This is a genomic window from Pseudomonas sp. EA_15y_Pfl1_P101 (assembly GCF_963970835.1).
GTDB classification, from domain to species: Bacteria; Pseudomonadota; Gammaproteobacteria; order Pseudomonadales; family Pseudomonadaceae; genus Aquipseudomonas; species Aquipseudomonas tritici.
In genome coordinates this window covers 209,021-230,747 of record NZ_CAXAPA010000007.1, presented here as the reverse complement: position 1 = coordinate 230,747, position 21,727 = coordinate 209,021, and the positions used below count along the sequence as shown (strand labels likewise).

Annotated in this window: 16 protein-coding genes; 5 read left to right on the top strand and 11 right to left on the bottom strand. The window is 57.4% G+C overall.

Annotation, left to right across the window (positions count from 1 at the left end; all coding sequences use genetic code 11):
- Window positions 1-6: 6 nt before the first annotated feature.
- Window positions 7-564: a DNA-3-methyladenine glycosylase I gene (locus AACY36_RS13410; RefSeq protein WP_339419281.1), complete on the bottom strand. Its 558-nt coding sequence runs from the start codon at window positions 562-564 to the stop codon at window positions 7-9.
- Window positions 565-645: 81 nt separating this feature from the next.
- On the opposite strand from AACY36_RS13410, the gene glyQ reads away from it, so the two are divergent.
- The 4 genes from glyQ (at window position 646) to AACY36_RS13390 (ending at window position 5,041) form a co-directional block, all read left to right on the top strand.
- A complete protein-coding gene (glyQ, locus tag AACY36_RS13405; protein WP_003187265.1) occupies window positions 646-1,599 on the top strand; it encodes a glycine--tRNA ligase subunit alpha in 954 nt (317 codons plus the stop codon).
- Window positions 1,596-3,650 carry a glycine--tRNA ligase subunit beta gene (glyS, locus tag AACY36_RS13400; RefSeq protein WP_339419283.1) on the top strand — a complete coding sequence of 685 codons (2,055 nt, stop codon included), beginning with the start codon at window positions 1,596-1,598 and terminating at the stop codon, window positions 3,648-3,650. Before glyQ ends, glyS begins: the two co-directional genes overlap by 4 nt.
- Window positions 3,651-3,655: 5 nt before the next feature.
- Complete coding sequence (gene gmhB, locus AACY36_RS13395) at window positions 3,656-4,189, top strand: D-glycero-beta-D-manno-heptose 1,7-bisphosphate 7-phosphatase (protein ID WP_339419284.1); 534 nt, start codon at window positions 3,656-3,658, stop codon at window positions 4,187-4,189.
- Window positions 4,190-4,270: 81 nt separating this feature from the next.
- Window positions 4,271-5,041, top strand: coding sequence for a lysophospholipid acyltransferase family protein (locus tag AACY36_RS13390; RefSeq protein ID WP_049710804.1), 771 nt, complete (start codon window positions 4,271-4,273; stop codon window positions 5,039-5,041).
- A 182-nt stretch (window positions 5,042-5,223) separates the two neighbouring features.
- Here the strand turns inward: AACY36_RS13390 and AACY36_RS13385 are convergent, their stop codons facing one another.
- Both AACY36_RS13385 and AACY36_RS13380 read right to left on the bottom strand, forming a co-directional pair.
- Window positions 5,224-7,503 carry a CHASE2 domain-containing protein gene (locus AACY36_RS13385; RefSeq protein ID WP_339419287.1) on the bottom strand — a complete coding sequence of 760 codons (2,280 nt, stop codon included), beginning with the start codon at window positions 7,501-7,503 and terminating at the stop codon, window positions 5,224-5,226.
- A complete protein-coding gene (locus tag AACY36_RS13380; RefSeq protein ID WP_339419323.1) occupies window positions 7,500-8,378 on the bottom strand; it encodes a FecR family protein in 879 nt (292 codons plus the stop codon). Before AACY36_RS13380 ends, AACY36_RS13385 begins: the two co-directional genes overlap by 4 nt.
- A gap of 346 nt (window positions 8,379-8,724) precedes the next feature.
- On the opposite strand from AACY36_RS13380, the gene AACY36_RS13375 reads away from it, so the two are divergent.
- A complete protein-coding gene (locus AACY36_RS13375) occupies window positions 8,725-9,447 on the top strand; it encodes a response regulator transcription factor (RefSeq protein WP_339419289.1) in 723 nt (240 codons plus the stop codon).
- A 682-nt stretch (window positions 9,448-10,129) separates the two neighbouring features.
- Here the strand turns inward: AACY36_RS13375 and AACY36_RS13370 are convergent.
- The 8 genes from AACY36_RS13370 to AACY36_RS13335 form a co-directional block, all read right to left on the bottom strand.
- Window positions 10,130-10,780 carry a two component system response regulator gene (locus AACY36_RS13370; protein ID WP_339419291.1) on the bottom strand — a complete coding sequence of 217 codons (651 nt, stop codon included), beginning with the start codon at window positions 10,778-10,780 and terminating at the stop codon, window positions 10,130-10,132.
- A 4-nt stretch (window positions 10,781-10,784) separates the two neighbouring features.
- Window positions 10,785-13,964 carry a response regulator gene (locus tag AACY36_RS13365; protein ID WP_339419293.1) on the bottom strand — a complete coding sequence of 1,060 codons (3,180 nt, stop codon included), beginning with the start codon at window positions 13,962-13,964 and terminating at the stop codon, window positions 10,785-10,787.
- Window positions 13,961-17,911, bottom strand: a complete 3,951-nt coding sequence (locus AACY36_RS13360; protein ID WP_339419295.1) for a type VI secretion protein IcmF/TssM N-terminal domain-containing protein — start codon at window positions 17,909-17,911, stop codon at window positions 13,961-13,963. The genes AACY36_RS13365 and AACY36_RS13360 overlap by 4 nt, the downstream gene beginning before the upstream one ends.
- Complete coding sequence (locus AACY36_RS13355) at window positions 17,911-18,579, bottom strand: DotU family type IV/VI secretion system protein (protein WP_339419297.1); 669 nt, start codon at window positions 18,577-18,579, stop codon at window positions 17,911-17,913. The genes AACY36_RS13360 and AACY36_RS13355 overlap by 1 nt, the downstream gene beginning before the upstream one ends.
- A complete protein-coding gene (tssK, locus tag AACY36_RS13350; RefSeq protein WP_339419299.1) occupies window positions 18,576-19,958 on the bottom strand; it encodes a type VI secretion system baseplate subunit TssK in 1,383 nt (460 codons plus the stop codon). Before tssK ends, AACY36_RS13355 begins: the two co-directional genes overlap by 4 nt.
- Window positions 19,959-20,020: 62 nt before the next feature.
- Complete coding sequence (tssJ, locus tag AACY36_RS13345) at window positions 20,021-20,641, bottom strand: type VI secretion system lipoprotein TssJ (RefSeq protein ID WP_339419301.1); 621 nt, start codon at window positions 20,639-20,641, stop codon at window positions 20,021-20,023.
- Window positions 20,638-21,021: a DUF4150 domain-containing protein gene (locus AACY36_RS13340; RefSeq protein WP_339419303.1), complete on the bottom strand. Its 384-nt coding sequence runs from the start codon at window positions 21,019-21,021 to the stop codon at window positions 20,638-20,640. The genes tssJ and AACY36_RS13340 overlap by 4 nt, the downstream gene beginning before the upstream one ends.
- Window positions 21,022-21,060: 39 nt before the next feature.
- Complete coding sequence (locus AACY36_RS13335; protein ID WP_339419304.1) at window positions 21,061-21,708, bottom strand: DUF3540 domain-containing protein; 648 nt, start codon at window positions 21,706-21,708, stop codon at window positions 21,061-21,063.
- Window positions 21,709-21,727: the final 19 nt, after the last annotated feature.

The following is a 21,727-nucleotide window of genomic DNA, read 5'->3' as shown; positions in this document are numbered from 1 at the left end:
GGCATTCTAACCGGCGTTGGCCAAGTCCGCGTAACGGTCGCAGTCTTGGGTGTGGTCCATGACCATGCCGCAGGCCTGCATGAACGCGTAGCAAATGGTCGGGCCGACAAAGGTGAAGCCGGCTTTTTTCAGGGCTTTGCTCATGGCTTCGGCCTCGGGCGTGATCGCCGGGACTTCGCTGCGGTCCTTGAAATGATTGACCTTGGGTTTGCCACCGACGAAGGACCAGAGCAAGCCGACCGGATCTTCCAGCGCCAGCCAGGCGGCGGCATTGCGGCGGGTGGCATTGAGTTTCAGGCGATTGCGCACGATGCCAGGATCCTGCATCAGTACTTCGATCTCGCCATCGCTCAACTGCGCCAACCGTTGCGCATCAAACCCGAACAAGACCTTTCGATAATGCTCGCGTTTGCGTAAAACGGTGATCCAGGACAGGCCCGCCTGGAACCCTTCGAGCAAAAGCAACTCGAACAAACCCTGCGCATCGCGCAGCGGCGTTCCCCACTCCTGATCGTGATAAGCCATGTACAGCGGATCTTCAGAACACCAAAAGCAGCGTGGCATAAGGCTCCAGGGGATGGTGGCGCGGCCGAATCGGGTATACTCCCGCTCTTTAAATCGCAGCCCAAGTAACAGGTGAATTTCGTGAGCCAGCCTACGCCAGCCGTGCGTACCTTCCAAGACTTGATCCTCGCCCTCCAGCAATACTGGGCCGAGCAAGGTTGTGTGGTACTTCAGCCCTACGATATGGAAGTAGGCGCCGGCACTTTCCACACCGCTACATTCCTGCGGGCCATCGGCCCGGAAACCTGGAACGCCGCTTATGTGCAGCCCAGTCGTCGCCCGACTGACGGCCGCTACGGCGAAAACCCGAACCGTCTGCAGCACTACTACCAGTTCCAGGTGGTATTGAAGCCGAACCCGGACAACTTCCAGGAACTGTACCTGGGCTCGCTCAAACACGTCGGCCTGGACCCACTGGTGCACGACATCCGTTTCGTCGAAGACAACTGGGAATCGCCAACCCTGGGCGCCTGGGGCCTGGGTTGGGAAGTCTGGCTCAATGGCATGGAAGTGACGCAGTTCACTTACTTCCAGCAAGCGGGTGGCATCGAGTGCTACCCGGTGACCGGCGAGATCACCTACGGCCTCGAGCGCCTGGCCATGTACCTGCAGGGCGTGGACTCGGTCTACGACCTGGTGTGGGCTGACGGTCCGTTCGGCAAGGTCACCTACGGCGATGTGTTCCACCAGAACGAAGTGGAGCAGTCCACCTACAACTTCGAACACGCCAACGTCGACAAGCTGTTCGAACTGTTCGACTTCTATGAAAGCGAAGCCAAGCGCCTGATCGAGCTCGACCAGCCGCTGCCGTTGCCAAGCTATGAAATGGTGTTGAAGGCGTCCCATACCTTCAACCTGCTGGATGCGCGCCGTGCTATCTCGGTGACCGCACGCCAGCAATACATCCTGCGTGTGCGCACGCTGGCGCGTTCCGTCGCCCAAGCCTACCTGCTGGCTCGCGCCAAGCTGGGCTTCCCGATGGCAACCCCGGACCTGCGTGATGAAGTGTTGGCTAAGCTGGAGGCTGCACAATGAGTGCTCAAGATTTCCTGGTTGAACTGGGCACCGAAGAGCTGCCACCCAAGGCCCTCAACACACTGGCCGACGCGTTCCTGGCCGGTATCGAAAAAGGCCTGCAAAGCGCTGGCTTGAAGTTCGAAGCGAAGAAGGTCTACGCCGCGCCACGTCGCCTGGCGGTACTGCTGACCGCACTGGAAACCCAGCAGCCGGACCGCAGCATCAACATTGACGGCCCGCCACGCCAGGCTGCGTTCGACGCCGAAGGCAACCCGACTCAAGCCGCCCTTGGCTTCGCCAAGAAGTGTGGCGTCGAGCTGAGCGAGATCGACCAGAGCGGCCCGAAACTGCGGTTCAGCCAGGTCATCACTGGCAAACCGACCGCCAGCTTGTTGCCGACCATCGTTGAGGACTCGCTGAACGATTTGCCGATCCCGAAGCGCATGCGCTGGGGTGCGCGCAAAGAAGAGTTCGTACGTCCGACCCAGTGGCTGGTAATGCTGCTCGGTGACCAGGTCATCGACTGCACGATCCTCGCCCAAAAAGCAGGCCGTGATTCGCGTGGTCATCGCTTCCACCACCCGCAAGCCGTGCGCATCACTTCGCCGGCCAACTACGCGACAGACCTGCGTGCTGCCTACGTGCTGGCCGACGCCAATGAGCGTCGCGAATTGATCAGCAAGCGCACCGAGGAGCTGGCCCGCCTGCAGGAAGGTACCGCCATCGTGCCGCCAAGCCTGCTCGACGAAGTAACCGCGCTGGTCGAATGGCCGGTGCCGCTGGTGTGCTCGTTCGAAGAACGTTTCCTCGATGTGCCGCAAGAAGCGCTGATCACTACCATGCAGGACAACCAGAAGTATTTCTGCCTGCTGGACGTGGAGGGTAAGTTGCTGCCGCGCTTTATTACCGTGGCCAACATCGAGAGCAAAGACCCGCAGCAGATCATCGCCGGTAACGAGAAAGTCGTTCGCCCGCGCCTGACCGACGCCGAGTTCTTCTTCAAGCAAGACAAAAAGCAGAAGCTCGAAGACTTCAACCTGCGCCTGCAAAACGTGGTGTTCCAGGAAAAACTCGGCAGTGTCTACGATAAGGCCGTGCGGGTTTCCAAGCTTGCCGCTTATATTGCGCCACGCATTGGCGGCGATGCTACGTGGGCTGCGCGTGCGGGCATGCTGTCCAAGTGCGACCTGGCCACCGAGATGGTCGGCGAGTTCCCGGAGATGCAAGGTGTTGCCGGCTACTACTACGCTCTCAACGACGGCGAGCCGGATGACGTTGCCTTGGCGCTGAACGAGCAGTACATGCCGCGCGGTGCTGGCGCTGAATTGCCAAGCACCCTGACCGGTGCAGCCGTGGCCATCGCTGATAAGCTCGACACGCTCGTTGGCATCTTCGGTATCGGCATGCTGCCCACCGGCAGCAAAGACCCGTATGCCTTGCGCCGTGCGGCCCTGGGCGTGTTGCGCATCCTGATCGACAAGAAGCTGGACCTCGACCTGACCCAGGCCGTGTCGTTTGCGGTCGGCCAGTTCGGTGCCAAGGTCAAGCAAGCGGGCCTCGCCGAGCAAGTGCTGGAATTCGTGTTCGACCGCCTGCGCGCGCGCTATGAAGATGAAGGCGTGGACGTGTCCGTGTACCTGTCGGTGCGTGCCCTGCAACCAGGGTCGGCGTTGGACTTTGACCAGCGCGTACAAGCCGTGCAGGCCTTCCGCAAACTGCCGGAAGCCGACGCATTGGCCGCCGTGAACAAGCGTGTGTCGAACCTGCTGAGCAAGGCCGAAGGCCTGGGCAACGCTGACGTCGACCCTGGCCTGTTCGCCGATGCCAAGGAGTTCTCGCTGAACTCGGCCATCGCCAAGGCTGAAAACGCAGTGAAACCGCTGATCGCTGAGCGTAACTATGCCGAAGCACTGGCGCGCCTGGCGACCTTGCGCGAGCCGGTGGATGCGTTCTTTGAAGCGGTGATGATCAATGCCGAAGATGCAGGCGTGCGGAAAAACCGCTACGCCATGCTCGCGCGTCTGCGTGGATTGTTCGTCAACATCGCTGACATTTCGACGCTGAGTTGACCCTGTTGAAACTTCTGATTCTCGATCGGGACGGGGTGATCAATTACGACTCCGACGCTTACATCAAGTCGGTGGAGGAATGGGTTCCACTGCCCGGCTCGATCGAGGCCATCGCGCAGTTGAGCAAAGCCGGCTGGACGGTGGCCATCGCCACCAACCAGTCCGGCATCGCCCGTGGCTACTACGACATCGCAACCCTGGACGCCATGCACGCGCGCCTGCGCACCATGGTGGCCGAGCAGGGTGGCGAGGTGGGGTTGGTGGTGTATTGCCCCCACGGGCCGGATGAGGGCTGCGATTGCCGCAAACCCAAGCCCGGCATGTTGAAAATCATTGCAGAACATTACAAGGTGCCCTTGGCTGGGATATGGTTCGTCGGGGACAGCCTCGGTGACCTGGAGGCGGCCAAAGCCGTCGACTCTCAGCCAGTTTTGGTTAAGACCGGAAAAGGCGAAAAGACCCAGGCGAAAAACCTGCCGGTAGGCACTTTGATTTTTGACGATCTGGCGGCCGTGGCCGCAGAACTTATCAACAACTAGCCGCCCTCGACTTCCTGACCAAGGATGTTCGGGAGAGCGCTTTTAACAGGCGGGCGTTGTCCCGCAACGGTAAATGCCGCCATGTCGATTTTGCAGGCCATCAGAACCTTTTTCTTTTACCTGCTGCTGGGCACCAGTTCGTTTCTCTGGTGCACCCTGAGCTTTTTTATTGCACCGTTCCTGCCATTCAAAGCGCGTTATCGCTTTATCAATGTCTATTGGTGCCGTTGCGCGTTGTGGTTGACCAAGGTGTTCCTGGGCATTCGCTTCGAGATCAAAGGCGCGGAAAATGTCCCGGATCAGCCCTGCGTGATTCTGTCGAACCACCAGAGCACTTGGGAGACGTTCTTTCTTTCGGCGTACTTCTCGCCGTTGAGCCAGGTGCTCAAGCGTGAGCTGCTGTACGTGCCGTTCTTCGGCTGGGCGATGGCCATGTTGCGTCCGATCGCAATTGACCGTGACAACCCCAAGGCAGCGCTCAAGCATGTGGCCAAGAAGGGCGACGAGCTGCTCAAGGATGGCGTTTGGGTACTGATCTTCCCCGAAGGTACACGTGTGCCCTTCGGCACCGTAGGCAAGTTCTCACGCGGAGGTACGGCTTTGGCGGTCAACGCCAACCTGCCAGTGCTGCCGATTGCCCATAACGCTGGCAAGTTTTGGCCTAAGACTGGCTGGGCCAAACGCGCGGGGACTATCACGGTGGTCATTGGCGAACCGATGTACGCCGAAGGTGAAGGACCACGTGCAATTGCCGCGTTGAATGACCGTGCCCAGGCATGGAATCAAGCGCAGCAACGGGCGATGGGTTCGCTGCCGCCGGAGCCGATTGTGGTCGACACACCCGTGATCTGAGTATCTGTGGATAAGCTGTGCACGGATTGTTGGTGAATTGCCATTTTTTTCTTATAAGAATCTGATTTTATTAGATATTTCCAGAGCTCATAAAATCACCAAAAACGTGCATAAGTTTTTTCAGCATAAAAAAACCGGTCCTTGTGACCGGTTTTTTATGCACAGCGGTAAAGTCGAATTTTTCAGTCTTCCAGCAGCGGCAGTTGCAGGCTGAAAGTGCTGCCTTTACCCACCACGCTTTCGCAACGGATGCGCCCACCATGGCGCTCCACCACGGCTTTGACCATGGTCAGTCCCAATCCTAATCCCTCGCTGCCCTGGGCTGAATCGAAGCGACGGTATTGACTGAACAGTTCCGGCAAGTCCTGTTCGGCAATCCCTGGACCTTGGTCACTGATGCGACATTCCAACCAGCCTTGCGCACTGCTGTGCCTCAACCTCACGGTCGTACCGGAGGACGAATACTTGATGGCGTTCTCAAGCACGTTGAACAACGCACGAGTAAGCAGTGACTGGTCAGCCGAGACCATACCCTCATCGGCTTCATCCAGGTCGTGAACCAGATGGATCCCCTTCAGTTGGGCGCTCACTGCGACCTGATCAAAGGCATCCATTACCAACATGGCGAACAACGTTGGCTGGAACTGGTAACCGTCAGCTTCGGCTTTCGCCAGTTGCACGAAGGATTCGGTGAGGCTCAAGGCGCGACGAACTTGTTGTTCGATCTGAGCGAAAACCGGTGACTCGCCGTTATGCACATCCAGCAGCGCGAGGATTGCCGAATGCGGTGCGCGCAGGTCGTGGGAGAGGAACCGCAACATGGTCTCGCGGTGTTGCTGGGCTTCGCGTTCTTTACTCAAGTCCGTCAGGCTAAGCAGCCATCCAAGTGCAACATCGCCCTCGGCCGGTAGCAACGGCGCAAGCTCCATGCGCAGGCTGCGCTGGTGGATATCCCGGAACTCGACGAGCTCCAGCATTGGGAGGGCAGGGCGGACGCCATTGTGCAGCGGCGGGTAGCCGAGATCTGCCAGTTGCTCCAACAGGTTTTCATTGACCAGAACATTACCGAACACTTCCCGGGCGATGCGGTTGGCCAGCAGGATATTGCCCTTGGGATCGGTAATCAGCGTCGCTACCGGCAAACACTCCAGACCATCGGACATGAAGCGTCGTGTGTCGCGAGTGCGGCTTACGGCTTGTTCCAGGGCAAAGATACGCGCCTGTAATACGTCGCCTTTGCTGGCGGGCGCACGGCGGCGTTCGGGCAATACTTTGGGTTCGTTATCAAGGCGTGTGAATTCCCAGCCGAAGTAGGCGATGATCACGCTGAGACGACGCCAGTTCCAGATGAGGTAGCTGAGCAACAAGCCGATCAAACAGGCAGCGGGCGACCACCAATGGCCGAGGCGCAACAATGCCCAGGAACCCAGCAGTGAGGTGGCCATGCAGCCCAGGGTCATCCAGAGCGCATAGCGCGGTCGGTAGAGCAGCAGGCCTAGCAGCAATGCCACCAGGGCGGTCGCCATCAGCGCCGCGAGCCAGCACGGCAGATCAACGATGCTGCGGCCTTGCAGCAAGCCATTCAGCACGTTGGCCTGGATCTCCACGCCCGCCGTGTTGCCGACCGTGGAGGAGAGTGGCGTGACGAACCGATCGCCCATCCCGGAAGCCGTCGACCCGACAAGGATCAGGCGATTGCGCAACTGCTCAGGAGGTACTTCACCGCGCAGGACACTGACATAGGACACACGGGGAAAACGCGCATGTGACGCGATAAACGGGATACGGATTGCATGTTCACGATGCCAGTGTTGGGTGGTCGAGCGCAGAGGTTCACCCGGCATCTCTGATAACTCGCCGCTCATCTCGTAGGCCAGCCAGGCCAGTTGCGGCGCCGTGGCATCGGGTGGGCCTTCACGCATATACAACCTGCGGACTACGCCATCACTGTCCGCCTCCACATTGATATGGCCCAAGCCCTTGGCACATTTGAGCAACGGCAGCATCTGCGCGCCGGGTTGGCTGTAGCTCGCCGTACCCTCTCGCACCAGCGGCAACAAGACATTGCCGGCGTTGCAGACCGACTCGGCCAGGCGCTTGTCCTGTGTGGGATCGCCGGGTTCACTGAAGATCACATCGAACAGAATACCCATGGGCTGGGCGGCACTCAGGCGGTCGATCAGATCCGCGTGCAGGCTTCGCGGCCAGGGCCATTGGCCAAGCTTTTTCAGGCTGGGATCATTGATGGTCACCAGCAGGATACGCGGGTCGACCGGCAGGGGAGTGAGACGGCGCAGGCTGTCGTACAACGGGTTATTCAGAGCCAGGCCTGGGCTCAATGACAGGTAAGCGGTGAAGGGCAGCAGCAGCAAACCAATCCATAACCACTCACGCACCAAGCCATGGAACAGGCGTTGAGCATGGGTAGGTTGACGTTTCTCGGTCTTGTGCCAGAGCATCATTGGTTATGTGCCTGAGGGGTGGGCGGGTAGTAAAAGATGTCATAGACCCCGGTTTCTCCCTCCAGGCCGTTTTCATCGTATGCCGACAGGCGCACGTGATAAAACGACGCTTTAAGCCCAGTGAAGCTCATTTTCGGCACGCTGGAAAAATTTTCCTGCTTGATGTTCATAAAGGCTTTATCGGTGGCGACCTGGGCACGGTATCGCTGGGCACCGGGCAAAGGCCGAAGGTACAAACTCCAGACGGGAGCCTCGCCTTTCTGACCGTCCTGCCCAACAAGCTTCGGTGCGGCGAGCAGTTCCATGGGTTTCAGTTCACCCTGTGTCTTGAAAAGCAGACCTTGCCGGGCGCCCACTTTTACCTCGTTTTCCACTGTCTTGGTTTTCATCTCGCGCCTGACTGCTACCTGGCCTTCCAACACCTCAAGCACCGATTGCTCCGCATCATTGCGCACCCGAAAGTGCGTACCTCGCACGCCCAGTACACCCACCGGCGTCACGATCTGAAAGCGGTCGTGGTCACTGGCGCGCTTGATCACATAGGCCTCGGCTTGGCCCTGTTCAAGCACGACCTGGGGAATCGACAGCTTTTCATCCAGATGCAATCGCACTTGAGAGCTGGCGGGCAACACCACCCGGGAACCATCGCCGAGCAACAGGCTGACAAACGCCGTCGCCGACGTCTTTACGCCTTCCTGTTCATCAATGGTCATGCCTTCAAGCAAAGGGCTCGCGTTGCCCTTGGAATCGAGCTTCCAGGCGCCCCCGGTGAGGTGCAGCACGACTGCAGGCAACGGCTGGGCGCGGCACAGTTGGTTGTCATCAATGTAAGGCGAGCGAATCTTGGCGGCAGCATCCACAGAACCGACCGCCATGATCAACAATGAGGGGAGGGCGAGGCGCAAGCAGTTGGGGGAAAGAATCATGGTGCTCATCACGCTTGGGATTCCAGAGGGCATCTGACATCAGCACACGCAAGTTTACGACAGCGCATGCGTCGGCTGATCCTTTTCCTTACGGTCGGGAGCCGGTATCTTTCCCCATCGGATTGAAGACGTTCAATGGGTTAATCGCTCATTGATGTCAGCGTACCGAGAGATCCAAGGGGTCGACGAATCTGAGCACAATTATTCAGATTCAAAGACCGGCATCTGCGCTGTATGTGCCTGTAAATAAACTGGCCAACGGCTGCTGTACTCTTCAAGAAGAAAGGACCCACCCATGCGTGTCGCAATACTGGATGACGAGCCCGCGGAATTGCGACGGGTGGAACAGACACTGCGACAGATCCCCAGTACCGCCGAACAGCCCTGGACCCTGCATTGCTTCGAACGCGGTGAAGACCTGTTACGCCAACTGCGTCGGGAAACCTTCGACCTGTTGATACTCGACTGGCAACTGCCGGACATCACCGGTATCGCGCTGCTGCGTTGGACCCGTGAACACATGGAGTCGCCACCAGCGGTAATCATGCTCACCAGCCGTGATGCCGAGAGCGATATCGTAACCGCACTGAACAGTGGCGCCGATGATTACGTCAGCAAACCCTTTCGTCCCAATGAGTTGAAAGCACGGGTCACCGCGGTTCTACGTCGCCACGGCCTGCAGAAGTCAGCAACTCACGAAGTACAGAGCTTTAATGACCTGACCTTTGACGATGCTGAACTGACCGTGACGCGCGCGGGTAAACCGATCACCCTCACCGAACGTGAGTATCGTCTGGCTAGCTGCTTGTTTGCCAACCTGGCGCGGCCACTGTCCCGAGAGTATCTCTACGAGCGGTTCTGGACCCATGAAGAAATGGTCTCGTCGCGGCCGCTCGATACCCATATCTATCGGCTGCGCAACAAGCTGGGGTTGACCGCAGACCGAGGTTGGCAGTTGCTGACGATCTATGGGTATGGGTATCGATTGGAGAGTGTGGCAGCGGCATCTCAAGACTGAAAATGATGATGTTCCACGTGGAGCATTTGGAAAGTCACCAATCTGCACTTAATAAAAAAGGCCAACGCTTAGGGTTGGCCTTTTTTGTGTTTGCGATTATCTGTGTAGGTTCACAGAATAGATGAATCAGAAACCTCAACAAACTCTGATAGAAGATCAGCTTTTTTGTGATTCCGCCTACCGGTATTTACTTAATAAATGAGCAAAACCTACTCGTTTCACACAATAGTTGATCCCACGTAGAGCAGGACATAGCAACGCCTGCTGCGAGAGGACGTACGGCGACTGCCAGTCCAGTTCTGTTAAGCAGGGTCGGGCCCTGTCGTGGATCAACCTCAAGATACTCGCCCCCATCTTTGCCCGCATAACGAATCACTAAGCGGCTGCTCTGCTCATCGTAGGACATGCCATCGACAAAGCATTCCCGGGGGATAGCTGGATAAGCCTTTAGCAGAAGGTAATATCCCGCTTAACTCAAGCGATGAAATCAATATGCAGATCTCGCCAGACCGAGCAATATCCTTCATCCTTTTCGGACGGTTTGAATCCCATGACGTTAAGGCAGTATCCCATCAACCTGACGCTGTCTAGGCCTGGGAATTCCATAACATGGAATCGACCAGCTTTAGGATTTTTCCACGTGCCGAAGTGGCCCCTTTCTCTGGAGGCGGGAGACGGCTCATTATTGCTCTGAACCCAATAACCCTAACCGATAAGCCCACTGAGTCAGATCGGCCGCATTATGCGCACCAAGTTTTTTCATCAGGTTGAGCCTATGGGTTTCGACCGTCTTTAGACTGATACATAGCACTTGTGCAACATCCCTGTTACGAGAGCCCTCAGCAACCAACTTGAGTACTTGCCGCTCGCGATCAGTAAGGGTGATACCGCTCAAAGTCTGGCCGCTGCGCAGAGCCTCGACCTGGGAAGAATCCAGAGCAGGGTCCACAAAAATGCGTCCGGCACGCACCTGAGCAATAGCGTGCAACAGATCATCACGGCTGCTGCGCTTGAGCACATAGCCACAAGCACCGGCCTCCAGTGCCAAGGCGGCGTTGTGTTCAGATACGGTGGAGGTCAGCGCGACGATCAGGATCTCAGGCCAGCGCTGGTGGATCAGTTTCAAGGCAGACACCCCGTCCAGCTGAGGCATATTGAGGTCCATCAGGATCAGACCCGGATTCAATGCACGGCATTGGCTAATGGCTTCCTGACCATTTTCTGCCTCACCGACCACGTCCAGCCCTAGCGCACCGTCCAGCAGGGCACGTAAGCCTTCGCGGATTATTCTGTGGTCGTCTACCAGTAACAAACGGCATTCCGGCATTTTCATGTAATCAAGCCTCAGGAGGGACGATAGGCTGACGCCCAGCCAGGGTCGCGATATGAGTGTCGAGTTGCAGCAATGCGGGGAGCACTTGGGCGGCATTTTCTGCCAGCGCGGCATGCTCGGCCAACGCCGCCGCAGCTTCCAGCGACTGCTCGCCGAATTGCCCGGCACTCCCTTTAAGGCTATGAGCCACACGCGCGGCCTCGACAAAATCGGGCACGGCCATGGCGGCCTTTAAACTCGCCAGCAGCGCTTGGCAATCCTCAAGGAAAAGGCGCTGTAAGCGGGGCGTGTGCAAGGGCGAAAGCGGCGCTGGAATCGACGTAACCGGTTGTGACAATGCCTCTGCGGACGTATTTTTTACGGGGGTATCCAAGTCTTGTTCGGCCGGACGCAATTCCATGTCGCGTTCAAGCTGGCGTTCGATAACCAAATTGAGCGCATCGAAAAGCTGCATTGGCAATACGGGTTTGGCCAAGTAGTCATTGGCCCCAGCCTCAAGAAAGCGCTCACGGTCGCCGCTCATGGCGTTGGCGGTCAGGGCTATCACCCAGACGTCTTCATCCAGTGCCAGGGACTGCCCAGAGCGCAGCTGGCGCACCGCTTCCATGCCGTCCATGCGTGGCATTTGTCCATCCATCAGCACCGCATCGAAGACGTTGTGCGCAAGCATTTCCAAGGCCTGGACGCCATCGCAGGCAAAACTGACACGATGGCCGAAGCGCTCCAGAAACAGCTGAGTAATTTCCCGATTAGTGGCGATATCGTCGACGACCAATACGTCCAAACTGTACGCGTGACGCTCAAGCGCACGTAACGGCGAGGGCACATCGTTGAGGCTTGGTGTTGCACCACTCTGCACTTCGCACAGTGTGCGATAAAAGTGTTGGCGACGCAGTGGACGCACGACGCAAGCCGCCAGCCCGTTGTCTCTGAGCTCATCGACAGACAACAGTGCTTCCCCGTGTGAAGCCATCAATATCAACCGCGCCGCCTTCAGGTCCGGATCACTGCCACACAGCCTGGCAAACTCCAGGCCGCCCACGCAGGGCAAACGCCAGTTGACCAGCACCAAATCAAACGCCACGCCCAACTGCGCCTGCTCGCGCATAATGGTCAGCCCGGCTTGCGCTGAGGCCGCGCCCTGGCAGAGCATCTGCCATTGCCCGAGGACGCCGATAAGCGCTTCACGCTCTTCAGCGTGCTCATCAACCACCAGCGTGCGTAGCCCCCAAAGACGCGGGACGTCTTGCGCACGTGGCGGGCAACTTGGTAATGGCAGCAACATACTAAAGGTTGAACCGACGTTCAGTTCGCTCTGCAAACAGATGGTTCCGCCCATCAGGCCAGCCAGCCGCTGGCTGATCGAAAGACCCAGGCCGGTTCCGCCGTAATGCCGGGTCGTCGACGCATCGGCTTGTAAAAAAGCATCAAATACGGCGGCTTGGGCTTTCGGCGCGATACCGATACCGGTGTCGATCACCTTGAAGCCTACGCGATGCTGTTCGCCGCGCCAGACCACCAGACGAATCGACCCGCTGGTGGTGAACTTGACCGCGTTGCTCAACAGATTCAGCAGGATCTGCCGCAATCGCCATGGATCCCCCATAACATCCGAGGGCACGTCGGTGGCAATCTGGCAGATCATCCGCACGCCCTTCTCGGCAGCGCGTGGGGCCAGCAGTTCGATAACCTCTTCCACCACTTCGGTCAGATCGAACTCGATGCGCTCAACGTTGAGATTACCGGACTCGATCTTGGAAAAGTCCAGAATGTCACTGATCAGGGCCAGCAGCGCCTCGGAGTTCTCGCGAATAGAAAGCACAAAATGCTGTTGCTGAACAGTCAGTGCAGTATCGGCAAGCAAGTGATTCATGCCGATGACCGCATTCATCGGGGTGCGGATTTCGTGGCTCATATTGGCCAGAAACTGGCCCTTGAGCTGGTTGGCCTGGTCGGCTTGCTCGCGCGCCACCTGCAGATCGCGGGTGCGCTCACTGACTTGGCTTTCAAGCCCGGCGTGCTGGGCCTGCATACCATCAAGCAACTCGTTATAGGCCTTGGCGAAACGACCCAGTTCATCCTCGCGCTCCACAGGCAGACGTCGAGTCAAGTCGTCACTGCCCAGCGTACCTTCAATGGCCTGGGCGAAGTCGGCCAGCGGCGTGGCCAACTGACGGCGCAGCACTAGCAGCAAACTCAAGGTCAGCAGAATAAAACCGATAATCGCAAATGGCACTTCATCAAGGATCAGTTGCAAGGCGCCAGCGCGAAGTTGCTTCTGTGGATAAAGCGCCATCAGATACCAGTCAGGTTGTTCGAGACGCGCCACCACCGCCGGCACTCCATTGAACTGCACGATCTGCGGGAAAGGGCGGTTGCTATCCAAACCGTTGATAAATCGCTTTAGTTGCTCCTCGGGTACGTTATCCAGCGCATGCTGCGACAGATCTGCAATCCGCTCGCCGCTGGCGTTGAGCAGCAGGCTGGCATGTGACTCGAGTAATTGCTCGATGCGCGTCAAACGCTCATCCAGTTTCAACTCATAGCCGGAGATGAACAGCGGTTTGCCTTGCGGATCGCGAGACACCGTGACCACGCTAATCAGACGGCGGTCTAGAGTCGACTCATAGTGCGGCCCGTCCCAAACAACTAGTGGACCGTTATTGCCCTGTTGCTCGAACAGTTCACGCAGGTGCGCAGCACGCGCCTCGGCAAACCCCGCAGGAATGCCTGGCTCGCTGGAAAACGCCGCGCCAATGTCTGGAAAATAGAAAAAAGTATCAACTGTCATCGAATGCCCAGCCACACCGAACGCCTCGGCTGCCGCAGCGGCATGGGAGAGAATCTGCACTTTCTTGCGCGCATCCGAGGCGGACTGCCCGCCAGGGTCCAACACCCAGTACATGGTGCTGCGCGCGGTAATCTGGCTACCAAATTCCTTGGCGGCGCCGTTGTTCCAAAGGGTCATCAAACGCCGAGCGCCTTCCTCGGCGTCACGCAGATCCTCGTTATCGACAGTCGAGAGCAGAAGCAGACGCTGGCGAAGGTCCTTCAGCGCCTCGCCCTGCAACTGGTCGTAAGTACGCCAGGCACTCAGTCCGGCCGCCACACACCAGCTCAGCGCTAGGACCAGCGCAAGCACACAGGTGATGCGCAGCGCCAGAGAGCGGCGCAGCCCCTTCATTGCGCGCCGACTTTGTCCGGTACAACCGGCTCAACCCTGGCGGTGATTCCCATTTTTCGTGCGATATCCAGGATCGCCCGATGCGCTGCCGCATTATCACGCAATGACACCACCAGCAATCGCTGCGCGGTGGCGCCATTGTCTTTTTGCACCGGTTCACGCAACGTCGAAAAGCCTAAAATACGCAGTTGCTCTTCGAGATTAATCAGGCGCCTCTCGTTTTCATAGACGCCAAGGTCCAAGCGCAGCCCTCCAGTGGAGAGCAAACCCGGTTCTAGGGATTGACGTGTCCAACACCAGGCAATTTCGCTCGGAGGCTGAATGCTCGCTAACCCTTGCTGAGTTGGTGAACCTTGCTCCGCCAGCAGCACTTCTTGCTCCGCGGCTTGGCTTTCCATGGCGATCAGTTCGTCGCTGATAGCTTGCAGGCGCTCTTGTGTATGGGCGACTTGCGATTTCAACTGGTCAGCCTGCTCATATTTTTCAAGCAGTGCCTGCGCACCCTGCTGGCGGTAAGTCAGTTGAATGCTCGTCAGGTTTTCAGTACCCATCAGGTCCCGCTGATTCGGGAAGTCATCCGCCGTGAAGACATATTGTCCGCCCTTGAACAGCCGCAGGAAGTCGACAAAAGCATGATCACCGGTCCAATGGCGGGTTAACTTGAAGTCGGCAAAGCTGATTTCCAGCGTTACGCCTAAACACGCCTCAGGCGACCAGACAAAACTGGCACTTGTCGGGAAATTAAAATTATCCAGCACCGTTGAGCGGCCATTACATTGCATGGTCAATCGAGTCTGCTGAGGTAACGATCGGGCGCTGAGGTTAACTTGCGACGGGGTTGCTGAAAGCTCCACAACAGCGGCAGTCGCTTGCAGCAGAGTAATTTTCTGCTTCAAGTCGGCTTGCTCTGCAGTCAGGGCCTTTTGCTCGGCATCCAATGTTTGCTTCTTTTGCTGGTCAGAGGCACGTAGCGCCTGACTCTTGTGTTGGGCGCTGGTCAGATCGTTCTGAGCGTGTTGCATGCGACTGACATAAGCATAAAACGCCCCAGTCAATGGAATCCGAAAACCAAGGGCCTCGCGACCGCTATAGCCCTGCGTGTCACGCTGCACAAAATTTTTCACCGGGCCGCTCATGAATGCGGGCAACTGACCGCGCTCTCCATAAAGCAACTCGTTGATCATCACAGGGTCGCGAACGCCTTGGATCGAGCTCAGCAACTGGCCTGCCCAGTCGCTCTGCATACGACAAGCGGCCATTTCACCCGCGTAATGTATCGCAAAGTCCAAATAACCCGTCGCCAGCCCCCAAACCACATCCTCCCGAGGATCAGGGCCCTTGAGCGCCTGGATCAAACTGCTTCGAATGTCAGAAGCCTCCCACAATGGCGCACTCTTGACGGCTGGGTCGGTGCCATAGCCCCATGTATCAAGGGCAACTTGGAAGGCTTGTGCATCACTCTTCTGCAGATTGGCCACCACTCCCTTCATCAAAAGTGAAAGCTTCGCCAGCGCGCGAGCCTGGACAAGCTCATCACGAAGCACATTGACCCCCGCCTTAACCGTGCCTCCGCTTGCCACGTCCTTGAGCACGTCTCCGCCAAGCGCATTGGTAACTTTCAAGTTGCTCAACGCCCCAGGCTCGGGACGTAGGTCATCGTTGCTGGCCAGTTTAAGCAAGCGGTCCATCAGTACCGCACGATTGGCCCAAGGGGCGCGCTGCTGCACCGGGATCACCGCAAAACGTTCGGCGCTGCGATGCAATAATCTGAAGAACGGATCTTTGGGAGTACCAACCACGCTCAGCGTTTGCTGCCAATCAGAACGGGTTTTCAAGCGGGTTTGCGCGCTGAGCAGGCTCCCCTGAATGAAGCGATACCAAGCATCTTGGGTATCATTTTGATACTGCTCCAGAAAGCGCACACGCTGTGCCTGCCAAAGCGTCTGGCCCCGGCTGGCGCGGCCCAGTTCATCAATAAAGCTCAGAATCGCGTTGTGCCCCTCCAAGGTATAGGCACCGGAAAGGCTAAAGTCGGGGTTATCGACATCCACCCAATATTCACTCAGCATCATTGGCGGCAGATTGCCTTGCTGTTCCGCCCACGCAATCAGCCAAGCCAATGGCCGGTTTTCCAAACCCATGCTGTCAAGTTGCACCAGCAACGCGTCACGTTGGTTCTGCAGAGGTGCGGGGTCAGTTTGCCATTTAAGATAGGCGCGATAACTTGTCCCAACGGTCGCCATTTGCGCCGCGCTGATGCTCACTGACGGACCGTATGCCTGATACAGCAGGCTCAGTTCAGGCCCCATTAATGGCAGATTGTCCATCGGCTGACCGTTGAGCCGCGCATCAAGAAGGTTGATACGCCGCACCAGAAACTCGGAATACGCGGCAATCAACGGCGGGCCACCTTGGACCACTGCACTGCGCAGATTTTGCGACAGGATCCCGTCAAATAACGGCGTACGAACTTCGCTATTGAACAGCCTTACGTAATCGGCGCGGTAGTGTGCCTGTACGTGTTCAATATGCCGCGAGAAGGGCAGCAGACTACGCAAACCTCCCTGCTGAGCATTAGAAAGGTTGATGATCGCCTGACGGTATCGGCGAAGTGCATCTAGGTCCGTTTCCAATCCACCCGAAAAAGCCTCAGGGGCGGGGGGTTCGCTCTTGGCTTCGCTTAGAACCGCCTTGGTATGTCGGTCGGCGTAGATCATCAACGCACCAGCACCGACACAAACGCCCAGCCAGCCAATAACAGCCGTATGGACGAGCAGACGCCGCCATTGGCGCAACTTATCGATAGGCTGATAGGCGTGGCGCTGGCCGGGTATCAATTGACCCAGAAGGTCGTGACTGAACCAGCCTTCAGACTGCATCTCATCTTCGTGAGCAGGCATCTGCGCCGTTAAGAACAGACCACCGAGCAGGGGGGGATCGCTATAGGGATTGGCATCAAATGCCGGAAGCAACAGTTTTTCCAGACGCGGGCGTAGCTCACCTATGCGCTCTGGCAGGCTGAAAGCGTGAGCATCAGGCAGACCACGGACACCTAACTCGATGCGTAAGTCCGACAGGCGCTGGCTCAGGCCATTGAACATTTCGTCCAGAAAAGCCATCGCCGCACTCTGGCGATGCGCGCTGATCAAGCCAAATGGCTGCTCGCGCTGTACCGGCGTAAGGGCCGAGCCCCACTGGAAGAAACCAGGCAAGGCCTCTGCGCCCGTGATGATGAAATACACCGGCAATCGTGCACCGAAAACCTTGACCAGGTCGTCCAGACGCCGACGAAGGTTTTGCCCTTGCTCGGCAAGGCTGGTGTCAGAGTCTTCGAGCAGGCGTTTGGCGTCAATGACCAACAGTACGCCATTGAGCGGCTCACGTCGGCGCGAGCGCAATAGCCAGTAGAGCAGGCGCTGCCATTCAGCGCCGGAGTCGCTGGTGCCCTCGGTCATACGCCCGGCAGGGTCAATGATCACGCCATGCTCAAGAAACCACCAATCCAGCGTTCCAGTGGCTTGTACCTGCTTATTGCGTAAATTGGGACGCAATGCGGAAGTCAGGCCGCTATGATTTAACAGATCACTTTTACCGCTACCGGTCTCGCCCAGCATCAGAAACCAAGGCAGCACATATAACGGCGAGCCTAGGCGGCTCAAGCGCGATTCGCGCAACATTCTCAGCCCGGTATTCCAGTCTTGATCCAGACCGGGGGCCTCATTGCGACGGTTTTGTGGAAGCTCTTTTGCCATTCGTGCCCGCAAGCGCCAGGCATACCAACGTCGACCAACCCAACGAGTGGCCAGCGCCATCACGATCACTGCGACAAAAATGATCGGCACATACCAAAATGGCCAACCCACATACAGTGCTACCCCCCAGATCCCTATCGCCAGGACTAGCAGGAGCACCAACCACAGCAACACTGTCCACGCTTTTTTGAACATCAGCGAGACTCCAGTAATAGGCTGACTTCTTGAGCCAAAGACAGGTCAAAGCTGATGTACAGGGCAGTCAGGATGATCAATGGAATACCAATGAGCAGGAGCAGGGAAATTCCGGGTAAGCCACGCCGAACCACTTGGACGCGGTGCGCCAGATGTTCTTCCGGTTGATCGAACAGTTTGCTGTGCGCATCCAGCGGCTTCATTTTTTTATCGAGGATAATCCGCTCCAGGCACAAGCGACGGTACTGCGCCAGCTCACCGCCCGGGCGCGTAGCAAAACGACCCTGAAAACCGCTCAGCAGCACCAGGCCAAACACCTCGCGGGCCTCATCGGCGGCTTCAGGCAAGGCTTCAAGACGCTGAAAAAACTCTACCCCCGCCCGACTGGTAGAAAAGAAATGCCGCTGCAATGGCGCACGACGCCACTGGGTTGCGCCTGACCATTCGAAGGACATGGCGGTCTCGTCGACCCACGCCACCACTGCGAACAACGCCTCACGCACCTGCGCCTCGGCGAACTGTTGCTCGCGAGCTCGCGCGGCGGCGGCATCAAGCATGGCTAACAGCGTCGGCGCGAGGGTGTCGTAAGTCTGCATCGGGTCAACAAAGCCTTTCTTCGCGACATCGAAGACGGGCATCCAGCAGTCAGCAAGCCGGGCGACACTCATGAACGCACTACCACTAGGTCAATGATCAAGTCTGCCGGAGGTTGCGGCAAAAAGAACGCGGCGTGGCGTTCGCGCTGCAAGGTATCCCAGCCATCACTGAGGGTTTCGAGACGGAAATACAGCGCGCCCGCCAAGCGCGGCAGGCCTTGTGGTGGAACCTGTAAATAGATAAGTTCAACGCCCGGCAGCGCACGAGTAACCAGGCTATCCATCACACTCAAAGCGCCCAACTTGCCGTCCAGCGGTAACCCCTCGGCCAACAACACCGGATCTGCCTCGCTGCGCACCACCAGAAAATACCGATGTCGAGGTCCGAAAAAGGCCTCTGGCAGTTCGCCCTGATACAACCCGTCCTGCCATTGCAGACGCACCAATAGTTCAGAGCCTACGCTGACTTCGTTGAGTTGCTGACCGATAAGCCCGACCAGTGAGACGATTGCGGCCCCCGACTCCTCATGCCGGTAAGGCGCAACCAACTGGCGTTGGTCCGAGGTTTCACCGAGCATGTCGCAAACGTCTGAAAAAAGGCTTAACTCGCCAACCAACTGACGCAACGTCCCGTAAAGGTGCCACGGTGCAAGCTGTGGGGTCTCAAGATAGTGGGTCAACAGCGGGCCGTAGCGATTGAGCACAGCAAGGGCCATCAAGTGGTTGACCTGCGAACCATCAATGTCGCCGCGCCGTGACTCGCCCGACTGCTTGAAGACAGACAGTTGACGCGCCCGCCCCACTAATTCATCACGAATCTCGCGCAAGGTTTGCAAGAGCATGGGCGATGCCGAGAGATTGACGCAGGGCGGCACATAGCGCTGAGCGAGTCTGACTCGATCACCGTCTAGCTCCAGACGAGCAATAGGCAGTAATTCGTAGGTGCTCAGGTGTTCAAGCTCGTCCTCCCAAAACAGCCGGAGCACATAAGACATGGCGCGAACGCGAGCTTCCGCTGAATTGCCCAGGCGATCCGCGATGACTTCCGGATCGGCGGCCACAACAAATCGTGCCTCGGCCCGCGAGCCGTCGGCAAGGCTTTCGAAGACTTGTGCGTTGGCGTCGCCCGGCAATAACCGGCGAAGGCCAACATACAACGTACGTCCACTTCCAAACTCGCTCAACTCGAGGTTGCGCGACTCCAGAATCGCGTTACCAGGATATTCAACCAACGTACCCTCGGCAAAGCGCACCGAGAGTTGATTCAACAAACACTGCCTAGCGACCAGCGCCGGCTCGTTGACCGTCAACGAGATCAAGCCCCATGGATGTGCGTTGGTCAAGGCCGTTGTACGGCTTAGGCTTCGCTCAAGACGCGCGTCGTTCTGCTGAAAATGTTGAGGCTGAAGGAACAAACCCTGATGCCAGTAAAGCATTTGATCGATATTCATAAGGCTCGTGTTCGGCGCAAAAAGCTGAAAAAAGCGAGCACTAGACGCTCACCATAAAACAATTATTGCTGCACGCCGGGAAGACGCACTTCACCTTCTTTGGGTTGCACAGGTTTTGGCAGCGCAAGACGACTTGTTTTGCCCCGCAGCAACGTATCAGCGCCCATTAACAAATCAATGGCAATTGGCTGCGGTGTGGCGGTCCAAACCTTACTGAAAAAACCGGTGGATGTGACATCCACTCCGATCTGGTAAAGCTTTGCGCTGCGGGCCGGGTCCAGATGTGCGTAACCGACCGCAATGCCGACCATCTTTGCGCCCTCAAGGCGCGCAAGACTCAGGGTTTTGGTCTGTCCGGGCTCAAGAAATATTCGAGTCAGACCAATCATCCCGGTCGGTGCACTGTTCATCAAAAGCAGGCTACTAAACTGCTGGGAGCTGCCGGTATACGCCGCAAAGGCGTTTATCTGATCGAACTGGGTAATTACTACCAGCAAGTTGTGGGCCTGACCATCGTATTGGTTCAAGTCCTTATCGGCAGTGAGGCTCAGTTCAATAGCGTTTTGAGCGTAACTCCATTTCAGGTCGCCAAGAGCCTTTTGCTCAGGGGTCAACTGCTGGCTGCTACTGCACCCGACCAGCAACGCGCAGAACGCGTACAGCGTAATAAATACCTTGTTCATCCCAGCACCAATACCTGTGTCTGACTTGGAGCAGAGACGACTCCGATCGTATTGGGGGGCGAGCCATTGTGAGTGGTCTGGCAAGTGACACGCACGGCTGGTTTGCCGCCAACCATGACCATCGCACTGCCGTCGATAAATGCCATTTCCCCCATGATTTTGCCGCAGATCACGCCCCCCGCAACACCGGCTTGATCACCGTTAGTCATGGTGACTTTGCTCATCATGTTCATTGCCGGCATGGCTGCCACCAGGACTTCAGGCACCAGTCCGCCGGGATCGGCCATGGAGGTTTCAGCAATATTGGGATAAGGAATCGGCACCGGACCAGCAGGCGGAACGGGTGTTTTACACACGTCAGGTGCGGTGGAGTTGGCCATCGCCCCTCCGTTGTTAAGCATGAACATCAAACTTCTCCCCTATCCCAATTTGATGCGCTCGCCATCCAGCGCGACTGTAACCTGCGCAAATAGATCCAGTGTTTCACCGCGCACACTCCAGTCTTTTTCCACCTGTTGACGCACTGATCCGGCATGCAGGTCTTCATGACCTTGTGTGCGCCGCCTGCTGTCACCGTATTCAGCGCTGTGCGTCACGGCTCGCTCGCTATGGCGCACTGCGGTGTCATTACGTTCGACCCACTGACTCTCGTTACACTCGCCGGTGACCTTGAGTGCCGATACCGCTAGGTTGGCGTCAGTCACTCCAGCAATCAGACTCTTTGCTTGAATGGCAAGCATATCGCCCGCATTGAGAGACACTCCATCACGGGTTTCGATACTCAATACACCGGTCGGAACACTCAAGTGCAGATTCCCTGCAACGCGTAACTCACTGGTCGAAGGCTGGCTACGCTCAAGCACGCTAAGAATATAGCCTGCATCGCCCGCCAGCGAAATCAAAACGCTATCACCCACCGCAGGTTGCAGCAGACATCCCAGCGCAGGCTTCAACCAATAGCGATGACCTTCAGGGCTGACCACACCATAACGCTCGCCATCAAAGGCATTGATGCGCACGTGACGTAATGTCGCCGGCATGTCGAAAGCTTGCACAATATCGTTCATTTGGAGTGACTCCTTATAC

What these genes read in the sequence shown, in the direction of transcription:
- AACY36_RS13410 (WP_339419281.1), bottom strand. Translation starts at nt 564, where the DNA reads ATGCCACGCTGCTTTTGGTGTTCTGAAGATCCGCTGTACATGGCTTAT.
- glyS (WP_339419283.1), top strand. Translation starts at nt 1,596, where the DNA reads ATGAGTGCTCAAGATTTCCTGGTTGAACTGGGCACCGAAGAGCTGCCA.
- AACY36_RS13390 (WP_049710804.1), top strand. Translation starts at nt 4,271, where the DNA reads ATGTCGATTTTGCAGGCCATCAGAACCTTTTTCTTTTACCTGCTGCTG.
- AACY36_RS13385 (WP_339419287.1), bottom strand. Translation starts at nt 7,503, where the DNA reads ATGATGCTCTGGCACAAGACCGAGAAACGTCAACCTACCCATGCTCAA.
- AACY36_RS13380 (WP_339419323.1), bottom strand. Translation starts at nt 8,378, where the DNA reads ATGGCGGTCGGTTCTGTGGATGCTGCCGCCAAGATTCGCTCGCCTTAC.
- AACY36_RS13375 (WP_339419289.1), top strand. Translation starts at nt 8,725, where the DNA reads ATGCGTGTCGCAATACTGGATGACGAGCCCGCGGAATTGCGACGGGTG.
- AACY36_RS13370 (WP_339419291.1), bottom strand. Translation starts at nt 10,780, where the DNA reads ATGAAAATGCCGGAATGCCGTTTGTTACTGGTAGACGACCACAGAATA.
- AACY36_RS13365 (WP_339419293.1), bottom strand. Translation starts at nt 13,964, where the DNA reads ATGAAGGGGCTGCGCCGCTCTCTGGCGCTGCGCATCACCTGTGTGCTT.
- AACY36_RS13360 (WP_339419295.1), bottom strand. Translation starts at nt 17,911, where the DNA reads ATGTTCAAAAAAGCGTGGACAGTGTTGCTGTGGTTGGTGCTCCTGCTA.
- AACY36_RS13355 (WP_339419297.1), bottom strand. Translation starts at nt 18,579, where the DNA reads ATGAGTGTCGCCCGGCTTGCTGACTGCTGGATGCCCGTCTTCGATGTC.
- tssK (WP_339419299.1), bottom strand. Translation starts at nt 19,958, where the DNA reads ATGAATATCGATCAAATGCTTTACTGGCATCAGGGTTTGTTCCTTCAG.
- tssJ (WP_339419301.1), bottom strand. Translation starts at nt 20,641, where the DNA reads ATGAACAAGGTATTTATTACGCTGTACGCGTTCTGCGCGTTGCTGGTC.
- AACY36_RS13340 (WP_339419303.1), bottom strand. Translation starts at nt 21,021, where the DNA reads ATGGCCAACTCCACCGCACCTGACGTGTGTAAAACACCCGTTCCGCCT.
- AACY36_RS13335 (WP_339419304.1), bottom strand. Translation starts at nt 21,708, where the DNA reads ATGAACGATATTGTGCAAGCTTTCGACATGCCGGCGACATTACGTCAC.